Consider the following 16157-nt stretch of genomic DNA (forward strand, 5'->3'; position numbering starts at 1 on the left):
TCAACGTCGGCGCGGGCGAGGTTTCGTTCGCGCCGGCGCAGCCGGCGGAATAACAAACCTCGCTTTTCCCCGCCGTGGCTATAGGCAGTTGGCGCAACACATGGTATTTTTAGTTAGATATCTAACTAATAAATCATGACCTGCTTGAGTGAAATCGCACAACGCACATTTTCCCCGGCTGCTGCACCGTACCGCCCACGCCTGGCGTCTCGCCATCGATAACCGGCTCAAAGAGACCGGCCTGAGCCTCGCCAGCTGGGTCGCGGTGTCCGCTATCGCCGACGCCGAGCAAACGCAGCCCTGGACCCAGAAACAGCTGGCGGCGTTTTTGGGCCTGGAAACCGCCAGCCTGGTGCCGTTGCTTCATCGTTTGGAGCAGCAAAACCTGATCCGGCGCGAAACGCCCGTCGCCGATAAGCGCCAAAAACTGCTGCTCACCACCCCGCAGGGCAAAGCCCTGTACCGTCAGGTGAAAATCGAGGCCGACGCGCTGCGAAATGAACTCTTATCCTATGTAAGCGAGCCGGATCTCGACACCACCTGGCGGGTCTTGGATACCTTATTACAGGCAGCGGAGGCCAAACAGCGATGAAAAGCGATCCCTACGCCCCACGGCAATGGCTGCCCCATGAAAAGCCTACCCTGCCCGGCTCGCCTTCAACGCCGCTGCACCCCTGGCACCGGCGCATCGCTTATGGCCTGGTGGGAGTGCTGGTATCGCTGACCGGCGGTCTGGGAAACGCGCTGGTCACCGCCAATCTCACCAACCTGCAGGGTTCATTCGGCGCCTATTCCAACGAAATCGCCTGGCTGCCGGCGGTATACCTGATGACCAATGTCTCGATTAATCTGCTGCTGGTGAAATTCCGCCAGCAGTACGGTTTGCGGGTATTTACGGAAGCGTTTCTGGTGCTGTATGTGCTGGTGACCTTTTTCCATTTGTTCGTCAATGATCTCAGCACCGCGATGATGGTCCGCGCCGCGCACGGCATAGTAGGCGCGGCGCTCAGCTCGCTGTCCATCTATTATCAGATCCAGGCGTTTCCGGCCAAGCACCGGCTCAAAGCGTTAACGGTCGGGATCGGGATCGCACAGATGGCCACGCCGCTGGCACGGCTGTTCTCATCAGAGTTGCTGGCGCTGAACGAATGGCGCGGCCTGTATCTGTTTGAGCTGGGCCTGGCGCTGGTGTCGCTGGCCGGCGTATTACTGATGAAACTGCCGCCCAGCGACCGGATAAAAGTTTTCGAGAAGCTGGATTTTCTCACCTTCATGCTGATGACCCCCGGTATGGCGCTGCTGTGCGGCGTCCTTTCTCTGGGGAAAATAGACTGGTGGCGTGAGGCGCCCTGGATAGGCTGGTCGCTGGCCGCCTCGATGGTGCTTATCGTCAGCGCGCTGGTGGTGGAACACCACCGCCGCAACCCGCTGCTCAACACCCGCTGGCTCAGCAGCGGCGCGATCATTCGCCTTGGGCTTATCATGATTTTGATGCGGATTGTCTTGTCGGAGCAAAACACCGGCGCCATCGGCTACCTGCAGCAAATCGGCCTGCTCAATGACCAGATGCGCGGGCTATCGGTCGCCATCCTGCTCGGCATGATAGCGGGGGTATTTTGCAGCGCCCTGACCGTCAACCCGAAAAAATTGCCGCAGCCTATCATTATCTCCCTGGCGCTGATGATGTTTGCCTCTCTGATGGATGCTCATTCCAATAGTCTGACCCGGCCGGAAAATTTCTATTTCAGCCAGTTTCTGCTCGGCTTCGGCGGCGCCTTTTTTCTGGCGCCGGCCTTGCTGGCGGGCATCGACGGCGTCGTGGCCGAGCCGCGCAATCTGGTCAGTTTCTCGGTACTGTTCGGTATGAGCCAGAATATCGGTGGCCTGCTGGGCGCCGCGTGGCTGGGGACGTTCCTGGTGGTACGCGAGAAATTTCATTCCAGCCAGTTGACCGAGCAGTTAACCCTTGCGAATCCGCTGGTCGCGGAGCGGGTCAACAGCTATACCGCCGCCTACGGTGGCGTGCTCAACGACGGTTATCTGCAAAGCGTGCAGGGATTATCGCAGCTCCAGAGCATCGCCAGCCGCGAGGCGAATACGTTGGCCTACAACGATGTTTACCTGTTGACCGCGGCGATCGCGCTGGTGACGTTGGTGTGGATTTTGTGGCGTTTGCTGTGGCTGCGCATCCAAGCGCGCCGCGCACAACGGCAAGCGGCGGCGATGGCGGCAAGACAAGCGGCAACGGCGGCCGTCATTGCGTCGGAGGGGCAATGAGTCAGCAGGGTGATAATCCGGCGGCGGCGCCGGAAAAAGAAAAAAGCAGTAATGCGCGCATTTTAACCATTATGATTTCGGCGGCGATTGCGCTCGTGGGGGTATTGGTGATCCTTTACGCCTGGCAGTTGCCCCCCTTCACCCGCCAGGTGCAGTCTATCGACAACGCCTATGTGCGGGGCCAGGTCACGGTCATCAGCCCTCAACTCAGTGGTTACATTACCGAGGTGCGGGTGCAGGATTTTGCCTGGGTCCGGCGGGATGAGGTATTGATGGTTATCGATCAGCGGATTTATCGTCAGCGGGTACACCAGGCGCAGGCGCAATTATTGATGAAGCGCGCGGCGCTGGATAATAACGTTCAACAGCGCCGCAGCGTGCAGGCATCGGTGGAGCAGTACCAGGCCGAGGTAATCAATGCCGAGGCGCAGGCGCGCAAGGTGAAGCTGGATTTACAACGCGTGGAGAATTTGGTCGCCGACGGTTCGCTGTCGATACGCGAACGGGATGCTTCACGCGCCAGCGCCAGCCAGGCGGTTGCCAATATCGCCCAGGCCAAAGCCTCGTTGGAAAAAGCAAAACAGGATCTGCAAACGGTGATCGTCAACCGCGCCTCGCTGGCGGCAGATGTCGCTAACGCTCAGGCGGCGCTGGAGCTGACGCAAATCGATCTGGCCAATACCCGTATCGTCGCGCCACGCGACGATCAACTGGGGCAAATTTCGGTGAGCCAGGGGGCCTATGTCAGTGCCGATACGCATTTGACCTCGCTGGTGCCGAAGCAAATGTGGATCATCGCCAATATGAAAGAGACGCAGATGGCCGGGATCCGGCTGGGACAGCGGGCAAGCTTCAGCGTGGATGCGCTCGACCATGCGACCTTCAGCGGCGTAGTGGAGAGCATTTCGCCGGCCACCGGTTCCGAATTCAGCGCCATCTCGTCCGACAACGCGACCGGTAACTTCGTCAAAATCGCCCAGCGCATCCCGGTGCGTCTGCGCATCGATCACGATAATGCGCTATACCGGCGCCTGCGTCTCGGGATGTCGGTGGAGGTCAATATCGATACCGGCAGCACGCCGGCCGACCCCGTCGGCTCATCGGCTATTCCCGGCGCGGCTCAGGGAGTGAATCGCTGATGGCTAACCGGTTTCAACGCCGCCGGCCCACCGGCGCCGTCTGCCGCCAGAAGGAATTGGCGCCTCAACCGACCGCGCGCGGCAAGGGCCGGCGCAGAAATGCCCCGTACACCGCCGCACCGCCGGTCTCGCGCTGGTGGAGCAGGCGCTGACCCGGGCGACACTGCAAACGCGGCAGAATTCGCTCAATCTGGCGCGCCGTCAATTTGAAACCGGCTACTCCTCACGGTTGGAACTGGCGCAATCGCAGGCGGAATACCAGGCCGCCCGAGCGCAGATCCCGCAACTGTCGCATCAGATCACCGAGCAGGAAAACGCGCTGCGCATCCTGGTAGGCAGTAACCCTGGGAGCATCGCCCGCGGCGCCGATCTGCACCACATCACCCCGCTGCCGCTACCCTCGGTACTGCCGTCGGAGCTGATGCGCCGCCGGCCCGATATCGTTCAGGCGGAACGCCAGCTCATTGTCGCCGCCGCGCGCAATCAAGCGTTGTACAATTACGAGAAAACGGTACGCAACGCCTTTGGCGAAGTGAACAACAGCCTGGACAGCATCCTGTAGCTGCGCGAGCAGCTTGTGGAAACCCGCACGCAGCAGGAGGTGGTGCAGGAGCAATTACGTATCGCGCATAACCGCTACGCCAACAGCTATGCGTCCTATTTGGAAGAGCTGGACGCGCAGCGCACGCTCTATGCCACCCAAGTAAGCGTGATCGCGCTACAAAATGATCTTTTGCAGGCGCAGACCGATCTCTATCGCTCGCTGGGCGGCGGTTGGCAGGTGGACGCCGCGCCGGCGTCCCGCCGTTAATCAGGCGGTGCGCCATTTCCGCGTCAGCGGTTTTTCCACCTCGACCACCAGGAACATGACCAAATCAATCGCCAGCGTAATGGCCCAGTAGCGCAACGGCAGCGCTTCGGTACCAAACAGCGTCTGCATGAATGGAACATAGATGATAAGCAGCTGAAGCAGCAGCACGGCGCTGACCACCCAAATGCCGCGGTTGGCCAGCAAGCCTTTATTCAGCGAGAAGCCGTCGTTTGCGACGCGGCAGTTAATCATATAGAACCATTGTGCCGACACCAGGGTTTGCAACAGCACGGTACGAATGAATTCCGCCGAATGTCCGCGCGGTTGCAGCCAGGCTTCCAGTACAAAGGCGCTAAGGGCTATCATGCCGCCGACAAACGCCACGCGCCAAATGGCAAAGCGGTCCATGACATGCAGGCGGGGATTGCGCGGCGGCCGCCGCATGATATTCGCCTCGCCCGCCTCAAACGCCAACCCGAAGGAAAACGTGGCGGAGGTCGCCATATTCATCCACAAAATCAGCACGGGCGTAAGAGGAATGATATTGCCCGCCAGCAGCGTGATAATAATAAGCAACCCCTGCGCCACGTTGGTCGGCATGATAAACAGGATGGTTTTCTTTAGATTATCGTAAACGCGCCGTCCTTCCTGCACCGCGCTGGCGATGGTGGCGAAGTTGTCATCCGTCAGTACCATATCTGCGGCCTCTTTGGTCACCTCGCTACCCTTGATACCCATCGCAATACCCACATCGGCCTGCTTGAGCGCCGGCGCGTCATTGACGCCGTCGCCGGTCATACCGACGATCTCCTGCTTACTTTGCAGCGCCCGAACCAGACGGAATTTATCCTCCGGGCTGGTGCGCGCGAAAATATCATAGGCCTGCGCCGCTTCGCTGAGCTGGGTTTCGTCCATAGTCTCCAGTTCGCGACCGGTAATGGCCTGATGCGCGTTGCCGATACCGAGCATGTTGCCGATGCTCATCGCCGTCTGCGGGTGGTCGCCGGTGATCATTTTCACCCGGATACCAGCCTGCCGGCAGTCGCGAATCGCGGCGATCGCTTCCGAGCGCGGCGGATCCATCATACCGCTGATGCCGTGGAAAATGACGCCCTGCTCAAGATCCTGATGCGTCAGCGCCCCCTGACCCGCGGTTGCGGGTTTCCAGGCGGCGGCCATACGCAATCCCTCGTGCGCATACTCGGCGATTTTACTTTCCCAATAGGGTTGGTCGAACGGCTGCAGGCCGTTTTCCCTCTACTGCTCGCGGCACAGCCGGAACAGCACATCCGGCGCACCGGTGAGCAGAATGCGCTCTTCATCGCCGACAAGGTGATGCGTCGCCATGTACTTGTATTGCGAATCGAAAGGGATCTTGCTACGCAATGCGCTGACGACGGGGGGAAGCGTCATCTTGGTGGCCAGCACTTTCAGCGCGCCTTCCGTCGAGCCGCCGGTCACTTGCCAGTGGCCGTTTTCATCCTGCATCAGTTGACTGTCGTTACAGAGATCGATGGTGCGCAAATAGCGCTCCAGCAGCGAACCGGCGACGACGGAGACGGGCGTCTGACTATCCACGGGATGCATCGCGCCCACCGGCGCATAACTGTCCCCCTCCACGCGATAAATCCGATCGGCGGTAATCACCGCTTTCACCGTCATTTCATTCATGGTCAGCGTGCCGGTTTTATCGGAGCAGATAACCGTCATCGCACCTAAGGTTTCTACGGTCGGCAACTTGCGAATGATGGCGGGCAGCCCTTCCGGCACCGAGGCGACGGCCAGGCTGATAAGCGACAACAGCAATTCCGTCAGCGGCATCTCGCGGAACAGCAGGCTGAAGGTGAACAGCGCGGCCATCATAACCAAAATGCTGATAAAAATGCTTTTGCCGAGTTTGTCCATTTGTACCAGCAGCGGCGTACGGTGCTGCACAATGTCGACATCATTTGGTTGATATGACCCAGTTCGGTGGCACCGCCGGTTGCGACCACCACGCCTTTGCCGGCGCCCGAACTCACGGTTGTCCCGGAGAACACCAGATTGGTGCGGTCGCCGAGCGAAAGCTCGCCCGCCAGCGCGGCGGTCGTTTTTTCCACCACCGTTGACTCGCCGGTGAGAATGGCCTCTTCGACGCGCAGGCCGTGCGCCTCGATAATTCTCAGATCCGCCGGGATGCGGTCGCCAGCGCGGATAACCACCACATCGCCCGGCACCAGCGCCGCGGTAGGTACCGTTTCATGCGCGCCCTGCCGGATCACCACCGCTTCGTTAGAGAGCATATTACGAATGTTTTGCAGCGATTTTTCCGCGTTGCTTTCCTGGATATGGCCGATAAGGGCATTGACCATCGCCACACCCAGAATAACCAGCGTATCCACCCAGTGCCCCATCGCCGCGGTCAATACCGCGGCGGCCAAAAGCACGTAAATCAACACGTCATTAAAATGCGCCAGGAAGCGTAACCATACCGGCTTACCCTTTTTCTGCGGCAGCGCATTCTCGCCGTGCGTTCGCAGCCGGGAGGCGGCCTCTTCGCGGCTTAATCCATGCTCAGCGCGTTTATTCTCTCAAGCGTATCCGTCACGGAGAGTTGATAGTAATGCGGCAACGAATCCGCCGCTTTCATGGGGTTTTCTGTCTTCATAAAACGTATCTTCTTCCGGTTTATGTAATCAGCGAATGGCTTTGTTGAATAAATCGAACTTTTAGGTGACTGGCGGCTCTGATCACTACATTCGTTTCAACATCAGGTCCCCATGGCAAAGCAAAAGTTTAAAATCACCAACTGGCCCGCATACAACAATGCGCTCAGGCAGCGGGGGGACCTGACAGTATGGCTTAATGAATCAGCCATTGCTGCATGGACTGAGAGTACACCACCTGAACATCGTGGCCGGCCGCTTCACTACACCGATATGGCCATTACCACGGTTCTGATGATAAAGCGCGTGTTTAACCTTTCGCTCCGGGCGTTACAGGGTTTCGTTGACGCGATTTTTAAACTGATGGGGCTGTCGCTGCGCTGCCCAGATTACTCTCTGGTCGTCAGCCGGCGAGCAAAAACCGTCGACATCAGCATAAAAACGCCAACCCGCGGCGAAATCTCACACCTGGTCATCGATGGCACCGGCTTGAAAATCTTCGGCGAAGGCGAATGGAAAGTCAGGCAGCATGGGGCTGAGAGGCGCAGAGTATGGCGCAAGCTTCATCTGGCAGTAGATAGCGCGACACATGAAATTATCTGTGCCGATTTATCGCTAAGCGGTACGATAGATGCGCAGGCGTTGCCCGGGCTGATTAACCAAACCCACCGGAAAATCAGGGAAGCGTCGGCTGACAGTGCTTACGATACGCGTTACTGTCATGATGCTCTGCTGAGGAAAAAAATAAAGCCGCTTATCCCACCGCGAAGTGGTGCGCAATATTGGCCAGCTCGATACCATGAGCGTAACCATGTGGTGACAAATCAGCATCTGAGCGGCAATAACGATACCTGGAAAAAGAAAGTAGGTTATCACCGGCGTTCACTGGCTGAAACGGCCATGTTCCGGTTTAAAACACTTCTGGGTGGTCATCTGAGTCTGCATGACTATGACGCGCAGGTAGGTGAGGCTATGGCAATGGTCAAAGCGCTTAACCGGATCACGCTGTTAGGAATGCCAAACAGCGTCCGCATCATGTAACAATCGCCCTGATGGGAGGAAGTCGTCACAAATTTCGGATTTATTCAACAAAGCGGCTATGACGATAAAAATAGGAACCAGGGTGGCGGTTGTCAGGAAGGCGTATTCACTGCCTCGCCGATGTACGTCCGAACGCACGGCAGCTACGGCTAACCGGCGTTCGGCCGAAAATAGAGGGGGTTAAATGAGCCTGTTTAGAAATTTGTGTATTTGCCTGATTTTGATATGTTCAATCCAACATCAAAAACAGGTTAATTTATGGACGAAAAACAGTTGCAGGCTCTGGCTAACGAACTGGCCAAAAATCTCAAAACCCCTGAAGATCTCAGTCACTTCGATCGGCTGCTGAAAAAAATCAGCGTCGAAGCAGCTCTCAATGCCGAAATGACCCATCACCTCGGCTACGATAAAAATCAGCCTAAACCGGGGACCAACGCCCGCAACGGCTATTCCACAAAAACCGTTACCACTGGCGATGGCCCGCTGGCGCTGCGTACTCCGCGCGATCGTGACGGTTCCTTTGAACCGCAATTGGTGAAGAAGAACCAGACCCGGATTACCGGGATGGATAACCAGATTTTATCGTTGTACGCCAAAGGGATGACCACCCGCGAGATCGCCGCCGCGTTCAAAGAGCTGTATGACGCCGATGTCTCGCCGGCGCTGGTCTCAAAGGTCACCGATGCGGTCATGGAGCAGGTTGTCGAATGGCAAAACCAGCCTCTGGATGCAGTCTATCCCATTGTTTATCTTGACTGTATCGTTCTAAAAGTCCGGCTGGACAGCCGCATCATCAACAAATCTGTGTTCCTGGCGCTGAGCATCAACATCGAAGGCCAGAAAGAGTTGCTAGGTATGTGGCTGGCCGAAAATGAAGGCGCAAAGTTCTGGCTGAACGTGCTGACAGAGCTGAAAAACCGCGGCCTGAACGATATCCTTATCGCCTGCGTAGACAGGCTGAAAGGTTTCCCTGACGCTATTAACGCGGTGTATCCGGAGGCGCGGCTCCAGCTGTGTATCGTGCATATGGTGCGCAACAGACTGCGGTTCGTCTCCTGGAAGGACTACAAGGCCGTCACCCGCGACCTGAAAGCTATCTATCAGGCCCCTACGGAAGAAGCCGGCTTGCAGGCGCTGGAAGCGTTCTCCAGTGCCTGGGACATCCGCTACCCGCAAATAAGTCGAAGCTGGCAGGCAAACTGGGCCAATCTGGCCACGTTCTTTGCCTACCCAACGGACATCCGCAAGGTGATCTACACGACCAACGCCATCGAGTCGTTAAACAGCGTGATCCGGCATGCCATCAAAAAGCGCAAGGTGTTCCCGACCGACGACGCAGTGAAAAAGGTGGTGTGGCTGGCGATACAGGCGGCCTCACAGAAATGGACAATGCCTTTGAGGGACTGGCGCATGGCAATGAGCCGCTTTATTATCGAGTTCGGTGACCGCCTGGACGGTCACTTCTGAGAAAAGGCATTTACACAGAATCCGGTACGGGCTCGGTTAAATCAACGGGGCAGCAGCGGCAGCAGTCAATCAGCCCCGCCGGCCACAACCATCAAGACGCCGCCAAGGCTCGCTGGCGAATATCCGCTTCGGCAAGCAGCTCCTCGACATTTTCCACGTTGTCCTGCGATTGACCGCAATACATCACCATCAGCTTCAAAGTTACGCCGTTCGTCCAGCCGAAGCCGTCCTGCAACGGATATTCCCCGCCTCCGCTGCCCCCTAAACCGCTGCCTTCCACCACATATTTTTCCACCAGTTTATGCTGGTTATTATAAAGCCGCTGTACGTTGCCGAGGAAACGGGTGGCTATCTCCTCCGCCAGCGCCTCTTCGCCGTAATGGCGCAGCCCCTCCACCGCCACCCACTGCAGCGGCGCCCAGCCGTTAGGGGCATCCCACTGCTGACCCGGACATTGGTGGTGGTGATCATGCCGCCCTACTTAAGCAGCTGCAATCGGATCACCTCGGCGGTGCGGCGGGCGTAATTCGACGACGCGATTTTATTGTAGAGCGGGAATACTGTTGCGGCGGTCAATTGTTCGCGCAACTTTCCTAACAGCCAGTCGTAGTCAGCATAATAGCCTTCGGCTTCATTCCACAAATGGTGATTGATTGCCGCTTTTCGGGCTTGCGCCGCCAGGCTGTAGCGGCCTGCCGCCTCGTTATCGCCGGTCATATGGCAGGCGTTGGCCAGCGTATGCTCCAAATGGTATATTAGCGCGTTCAGATCCACCGGCAGGATGGAGGTGGTACGGATGGAAGAAAGCTCCAAAGGATTATTCAAACCAGCGCGAACTGAAATCCCAACCGGGCGCGGCGCCCGCGCGCAAATCGCGATAGACTTCCGCCGCAGGTCGATCCTTTGCCTCGCTGGCGGTAAGAATATCGTCCAGATAGGATTCAGTCCGCGGCGTATCCTCATCATTCCAATAGCGGTTTAAAAAGGCGCCATCGTGCATGCGGGCCAAACGCCCCGCCGCAACGCCGGGATCCAGGCTTTCATACCCTTCCATCCAATAGTCGTACTCTTTCTTCATTTGCGGTAAATAGCGCTCATACACCTCGCCGCCATCGTGACCGGCGAGAAGATCCACCATGAGCGAGAAAAACGGCGGCTGGAAGCGGCTGATATAATAACTGCGGTTGCCGTTGGGAATACGGCCAAATACGTTGATTTCATGAGCGAAATTATCGGTCATGCCGCGCACCAGGTCCCATTTCCCGCTCTCGGCAAGGCCTAACATGGTAAAATAGCTGTCCCAATAGTAAATTTCACGGAAACGGCCCCCCGGCACTACATAGTCGTAGGGCATCGGCAATAACGAATCATGGGGACGCACCCTGGCGTCATTACGGGTCAATACCGGCCATAACGTGATGATGTGTTCACGCAGACTTTGCCCGGTCGGCGGCACATATTTCACCCGGTCGGTAGGGAAAATAAAGTTTTTGTCGACAAAATGGCGCAGATTGAAATTTTTCCGCAAACGTTTGTTCTGATAATCCGCGATGATGGCCGCGGGCGCCCGGCGAGGCACCGCATCGGCAAACGTTTTCTGATCGGGATAGAGTTTGGCGGTTTGTACATCGATGTAAAGCTGGCCCAGCATGATATCTGGCGACTGCGGCGTTTCATCCTGCGGCGTGCGCTTTACCAGTGGCAGGGGTTTTACCAGCCCGGACGCTGTGCTTAATGCGGCTCCTAATGTGATAAAAGATTTCCAGGTCCACCGGAAAGAGCGTGTAATCATAGGTGAATTCTCCTTTTTTATACGCTACCCAAACTACGGTACCGGATTAATAACTATAGCTACTGCTGGCCTGCTCCGGGTCGGACAGGACGAAATGCGCGCGAAACAAAGCGGTAAGTCCGGACGCCGTTAAGGGATTATTTACGGCGCCGCGCCGGGATTAAAAAAATACGCTCACCGCCGCCGAACGTGCTCCGGGGTAATTTTTCCGCTGTTCATTGCGCCTCCGTCGTTAAATTAAACCGTATAACAGCTACTTAGGCAGAATGCTTTCATTTATGATATTTCTACTGCGCGCTAAATATAGACTATCTTCATCGTCCGGCGGGCCAACTGGCAACAAAAAAACCTGACGTCGGCCAGACCGTATGCCCTCCTCCTGCCCGCTTGAGCGGCAAGTTTCGGATTTATCGGATAATGAAGTTGAAGACTTAAAGAGCGTTGATGCGGCCGGATGGACCGTCCGTCATAGTGCGTTTGATTATCGCATAGGTCGCCGACAATAGCACTGCGCCGCTATTGTGCTACCCGCCGGGCCTTACTTTTGTGTAGTAGAATGATATAGCCTGACATCATTTCACACATTGATAATTACTACTCTTATTCTGGCCCGCGGATATTAACCCTCAAACCGGGTAGCCCGCCGGGCGTCAGATTAGCGGAGCGGCTTGCGCAATAATACGATGCTTCATTCTCTCGCGTAGGGAGATATATTGGCTCATCGTCAGGGTATATAAATTGCCTATAACAATGATAGCCTCTCTATCGCCTGGGCTATTTCCCTGGGGCAACGGAGGTCGTTTTTTTACCCTTCTTTACCTATACGCCGGGCGCAAATTAACCCCCCGCCCCCTAGGGCGTCGGGCGTATTTCAGGCGGACTGGCGCTTTGTTGAATAAATCCGAAATTTGTGACGACTTCCTCCCTATCAGGGCGATTGTTACATGATGCGGACGCTGTTTGGCATTTCTAACAGCGTGCTCCGGTTAAGCGCTTTGACCATTGCCATAGCCTCACCTACCTGCGCGTCATAGTCATGCAGACTCAGATGACCACCCAGAAGTGTTTTAAACCGGAACATGGCCGTTTCAGCCAGTGAACGCCGGTGATAACCTACTTTCTTTTTCCAGGTATCGTTATTGCCGCTCAGATGCTGATTTGTCACCGCATGGTTACGCTCATGGTATCGAGCTGGCCAATATTGCGCACCACTTCGCGGTGGGATAAGCGGCTTTATTTTTTTCCTCAGCAGAGCATCATGACAGTAACGCGTATCGTAAGCACTGTCAGCCGACGCTTCCCTGATTTTCCGGTGGGTTTGGTTAATCAGCCCGGGCAACGCCTGCGCATCTATCGTACCGCTTAGCGATAAATCGGCACAGATAATTTCATGTGTCGCGCTATCTACTGCCAGATGAAGCTTGCGCCATACTCTGCGCCTCTCAGCCCCATGCTGCCTGACTTTCCATTCGCCTTCGCCGAAGATTTTCAAGCCGGTGCCATCGATGACCAGGTGTGAGATTTCGCCGCGGGTTGGCGTTTTTATGCTGATGTCGACGGTTTTTGCTCGCCGGCTGACCAGAGAGTAATCTGGGCAGCGCAGCGACAGCCCCATCAGTTTAAAAATCGCGTCAACGAAACCCTGTAACGCTCGGAGCGAAAGGTTAAACACGCGCTTTATCATCAGAACCGTGGTAATGGCCATATCGGTGTAGTGAAGCGGCCGGCCACGATGTTCAGGTGGTGTACTCTCAGTCCGTGCAGCAATGGCTGACTCATCAAGCCATACTGTCAGGTCCCCCCGCTGCCTGAGCGCATTGTTGTATGCGGGCCAGTTGGTGATTTTAAATTTTTGCTTTGCCATGGGGACCTGATGTTGAAACGAATGTAGTGATCAGAGCCGCCAGTCACCTAAAAGTTCGATTTATTCAACAAAGCCACTGTTCAGATCCATCACCGCGTCCCACTCTTGCTCTGTAAAATCAATGGCATCTTGGCGCAAAATGATGCCTGCGTTGTTGACCAGAATATCAATTCTGCCCGCGTGCGCCAGCGCCTGGCTGAGGATGTCGGGGATCACGCGAGTATCGCTTAAATCGGCATTCAGCCCATAAAACCGTCTGCCAAGACGGGTGATGCGCGCCACCGTCTCAGCCGGTTCGCTGCGGTTCACGCCAATGATATCGCAGCCGGCTTGTGCCAGCGCGATAGCCATCGCCTGCCCCAGTCCCGTATTACAACCCGTTATTAGAGCGACCTTACCCGTTAATTGAAATGCGTTGAGTACCATGTTGTCTTCCTCTCGATGCAGGTTGTAAGGTCGGATGCATGTAGGCATCATAGTAAAATGGCTCGCATGATTCAATAATAATGAAATAATGTTTTATTTATCTGCCTAGCGCCTCAGGCTCCCCTGGTTTCTTCAGAACCACCCGCTTTCCGCTTGCCCGGTGCCCCGTTCGTTTTCACCCGGCCCGCACGGTTCCCGTTTGCCAGATGCGACACCCGATCCTGTTCAGACGCGGTTCCCACTCCACGGCGTTAGGCTACGAACGTTAAACGGACCTCTATTGCCAACATCGGCAGAGTTGTTTATAAGTCATCAGTCCAAGGGATCGGCTTATACAAGGAATGTTTATGTATCATTACACTGATTATGGTTTGGAAACCGTTTGGCTCACCAACGGCTACCGCTGCGGGAAGCAGGGGGAGCACGTCCAGGTAGACATCGAAGATAAACCCGCTCTGCATCAGGTATTGGCAAAACTACTCATCAATCGACGTAACCTTTTATCCTGTCATGAAATACGCTTTCTGCGCCGTGAAATGAGCATGAGCGTCCATGAACTGGCGTCAGTGATGGGGGTGCAAAGCGATGTGATTGAACGCTGGGAGCGCGGTGAAACCGGTCTCCCGCGGGTCGCGGATGTTTCGCTGCGGGCGTTATTTGTCGGTTCGCGGCTAGAGGAAAGCGAGCCGGGACTATATCTGCACATCTTGTCGGAAACTGAGTGCCGGCAATCCAGCGAAACGCTGTTTTTAACGTACGCCGACAAGGGATGTCGGCCAAGCTTTCTGCGTGATAGCTGCTAATGACCCGGCTTTTGGCGTCAAATCAAGATGTGACACACATCACTTTTCCACTCGCGCCGTCCGTCATCGATCACACTTCTTTTAGCTTAACCTGTGATCTGAATCACAGATTTTGACGGCGACTTGCAAACTGCATCACGCTTTTGACCCTTCCTTGCGCTTGGCGCCTTTCTGCTTTTGAAAGTACGTTTCAATTACCCCGCCGCGCTTTTACCCTTTAGGCATTACTCAATCTCCTCGGCGCCGGGCCGGCAACTTTCGGCCAGCCAACTAAGACGTGCGGGATCCAGCAGGAGGGGCAAGTTATGCGCCAGGTCAATTTCGTTTTCAGCCAGCCAGCGGCAGGTTTGCTCGGCATATCGCTGCGCCGCATCAATGGCGGTGAGCAGAGTCTCCTAACGCGAACGGTTGGCGCCATACTGGTTGATATACCACCGCAAACTGATTACCTGACGGGCATGGCCAAACAGGCGCGTATAGCGGACGGCCTAGGCCCAGGCGCCGCAAAGCACGTCGGCGAACGCCGCGGGCAATTCACCGTCGCGGCGCAGCGCTTGCGCCTGGGCGTGCAGACATTCGGTCAAAAAAGCGTTCTGCTGTTGCTCAAGCTGCAGCAATTCCCGCTGCGCGCGGCCCGCCTGCTCATCGTCGCGCGGAAACAGCGCCTGGAACGACTGGCGCCAGTTGGCGCTACGGGCGTCGGAATGCAGCAGGCGCAGCGCGGTATCAATATCCGCCGGCAGTTGGCTGTGCTGATGCATCACCCGGCCCAGCCGATACGGCGTTCGGCACATCCAATCGTAACTGCTGATAAACAGCTGGCGCACCGTTTGCTACTGCACGGGATAGCCGGGACGCAATCCCTGACTGTCCAGCCACTCATCCAGCAATTGAGCAGCGCTGACCGGCGTCTCGCCGCTCGCGATTCGCGCCAGACCATAAAGATTGCCTTCATTAATCGAGTCCTGCAGGGGACTGTTGTGGATCCATTCCCAGTCAAGACGGGCGGTAATGGTCTCGAGCCTATTGCCGGCGACCGACTGCGCCCAACTGAGCCTGCCCTGCAGCTCATCAATCAGCAGGCAGGGCAGCAACGTCCAGCCGTAATCGATACCCCACAAATCAATGTCGATCCAGATTTTGCGCGCGCCCATCGCGCGCCGATTGCCGGATTATTGGCAAAACCGGGACGGTAATCGACCGCGGTAGCTTTCAGCGATGCGCGCACATCCGCCGGCATTCGCGCCACTGTGCTTTGCAGCTGACGCCGCGGCCAATCGTCATCGGTGTAGTCGCGCAACACCAGCTTTTTATTCTGCCGCCGCAGCTGACGATAAAGTGCGTCCAGGGGGGCGTCCCACTGCCGCGGATGAAATTCCGGCGTTTGCAGGCTGAGAATGAGACCGCTGACGTCCGGCAGCGTCGCCAGGGTGGCGCTGACGATCGCCTGATAAAAATGCTGCAAAAAACGCTGCCCCTGGCCGGGATCGTCCGTCAGCCGCAGCTCGGGATACTTGTGCGCCAGTTTACCGTCGTTGGGGAAAGCCTCCCCCTGGAGCCACAGCGTCAGCCGTCGCTGCCGGCAAAGGCGACCGATACGGCGGAGGTAATGCAACGCGCTTTCGCGCTCATGAAAAAGATTATTGCGATCCGCGCCCTGGAAAGTCGGCGAGGGGGGAGCCAGCAGCGCCAGAATAGTCTGCTGATGAATGATAAGCCCGGTAAAACGGTAACGTTGCAGGGTCTCCAGCAGCGACAGCACATGCGGCCAGTGCCAGATTAGCGGTGTGTTCACCTCCAGCAGACGTTGCGGCACGCTGTCCTCCCGATGACCAGTGCGGCGTCAAGAGCAGCCAACATAAAACTATCCCGCTTAGGCTGTCAATAACACG

At 56.5% G+C, this 16157-nt stretch carries 10 protein-coding genes and 4 pseudogenes; 7 read left to right on the forward strand and 7 right to left on the reverse strand.

The genetic code is table 11. The annotated features are described in order from the left end of the window. The first annotated feature begins 148 nt into the window (after positions 1–148). The 4 genes and pseudogenes from SOPEG_RS17100 to SOPEG_RS29925 form a co-directional block, all read left to right on the forward strand. Positions 149–592, forward strand: a complete 444-nt coding sequence (locus SOPEG_RS17100) for a MarR family winged helix-turn-helix transcriptional regulator (RefSeq protein WP_025246265.1) — start codon at positions 149–151, stop codon at positions 590–592. Beyond that, positions 589–2277 carry an MFS transporter gene (locus SOPEG_RS17105; protein WP_025246266.1) on the forward strand — a complete coding sequence of 563 codons (1689 nt, stop codon included), beginning with the start codon at positions 589–591 and terminating at the stop codon, positions 2275–2277. The genes SOPEG_RS17100 and SOPEG_RS17105 overlap by 4 nt, the downstream gene beginning before the upstream one ends. Continuing rightward, positions 2274–3416, forward strand: a complete 1143-nt coding sequence (locus SOPEG_RS17110; protein ID WP_025246267.1) for an HlyD family secretion protein — start codon at positions 2274–2276, stop codon at positions 3414–3416. Before SOPEG_RS17105 ends, SOPEG_RS17110 begins: the two co-directional genes overlap by 4 nt. Before the next feature lie 127 nt (positions 3417–3543). Next, a pseudogene (locus SOPEG_RS29925) lies at positions 3544–4227 on the forward strand (TolC family protein); the annotation flags it as partial. Here SOPEG_RS29925 and SOPEG_RS17120 read toward each other — a convergent pair. Beyond that, positions 4228–6874, reverse strand: a pseudogene (locus SOPEG_RS17120) (HAD-IC family P-type ATPase). It lies immediately after the preceding pseudogene. A gap of 112 nt (positions 6875–6986) precedes the next feature. Here SOPEG_RS17120 and SOPEG_RS17125 point away from each other — a divergent pair. Beyond that, positions 6987–7913, forward strand: a complete 927-nt coding sequence (locus tag SOPEG_RS17125; protein WP_025246270.1) for an IS5 family transposase — start codon at positions 6987–6989, stop codon at positions 7911–7913. Between the two features lie 258 nt (positions 7914–8171). Next, on the forward strand, positions 8172–9380 hold the full coding sequence (locus SOPEG_RS17130) for an IS256-like element ISSoEn2 family transposase (protein ID WP_025246271.1): 1209 nt from the start codon (positions 8172–8174) through the stop codon (positions 9378–9380). Positions 9381–9471: 91 nt separating this feature from the next. Here the strand turns inward: SOPEG_RS17130 and treA are convergent. The 3 genes and pseudogenes from treA to SOPEG_RS17145 all read right to left on the reverse strand — a co-directional run. After that, a pseudogene (gene treA / locus SOPEG_RS25165) lies at positions 9472–11172 on the reverse strand (alpha,alpha-trehalase TreA). A 940-nt stretch (positions 11173–12112) separates the two neighbouring features. Next, positions 12113–13036 (reverse strand): IS5 family transposase, encoded by a 924-nt coding sequence (locus SOPEG_RS17140; protein ID WP_025246272.1) that lies wholly within the window; start codon positions 13034–13036, stop codon positions 12113–12115. Positions 13037–13114: 78 nt separating this feature from the next. Continuing rightward, positions 13115–13462, reverse strand: a pseudogene (locus SOPEG_RS17145) (SDR family NAD(P)-dependent oxidoreductase); the annotation flags it as partial. Between the two features lie 347 nt (positions 13463–13809). On the opposite strand from SOPEG_RS17145, the gene SOPEG_RS17150 reads away from it, so the two are divergent. Continuing rightward, a complete protein-coding gene (locus tag SOPEG_RS17150) occupies positions 13810–14265 on the forward strand; it encodes a transcriptional regulator (protein ID WP_025246274.1) in 456 nt (151 codons plus the stop codon). Between the two features lie 488 nt (positions 14266–14753). Here SOPEG_RS17150 and SOPEG_RS17155 read toward each other — a convergent pair whose 3' ends face one another. From SOPEG_RS17155 to SOPEG_RS17165, 3 genes are read right to left on the reverse strand one after another with little or no spacing between them, the layout of a single operon-like run. Further along, complete coding sequence (locus SOPEG_RS17155; protein ID WP_025246275.1) at positions 14754–15092, reverse strand: hypothetical protein; 339 nt, start codon at positions 15090–15092, stop codon at positions 14754–14756. A gap of 6 nt (positions 15093–15098) precedes the next feature. Then, positions 15099–15359, reverse strand: coding sequence for a hypothetical protein (locus tag SOPEG_RS17160; RefSeq protein ID WP_025246276.1), 261 nt, complete (start codon positions 15357–15359; stop codon positions 15099–15101). Further along, positions 15341–16081, reverse strand: coding sequence for a hypothetical protein (locus tag SOPEG_RS17165; protein WP_025246277.1), 741 nt, complete (start codon positions 16079–16081; stop codon positions 15341–15343). Before SOPEG_RS17165 ends, SOPEG_RS17160 begins: the two co-directional genes overlap by 19 nt. Positions 16082–16157: the final 76 nt, after the last annotated feature.

It is taken from the genome of Candidatus Sodalis pierantonius str. SOPE (assembly GCF_000517405.1).
Taxonomy (GTDB): Bacteria; Pseudomonadota; Gammaproteobacteria; order Enterobacterales; family Enterobacteriaceae; genus Sodalis_C; species Sodalis_C pierantonii.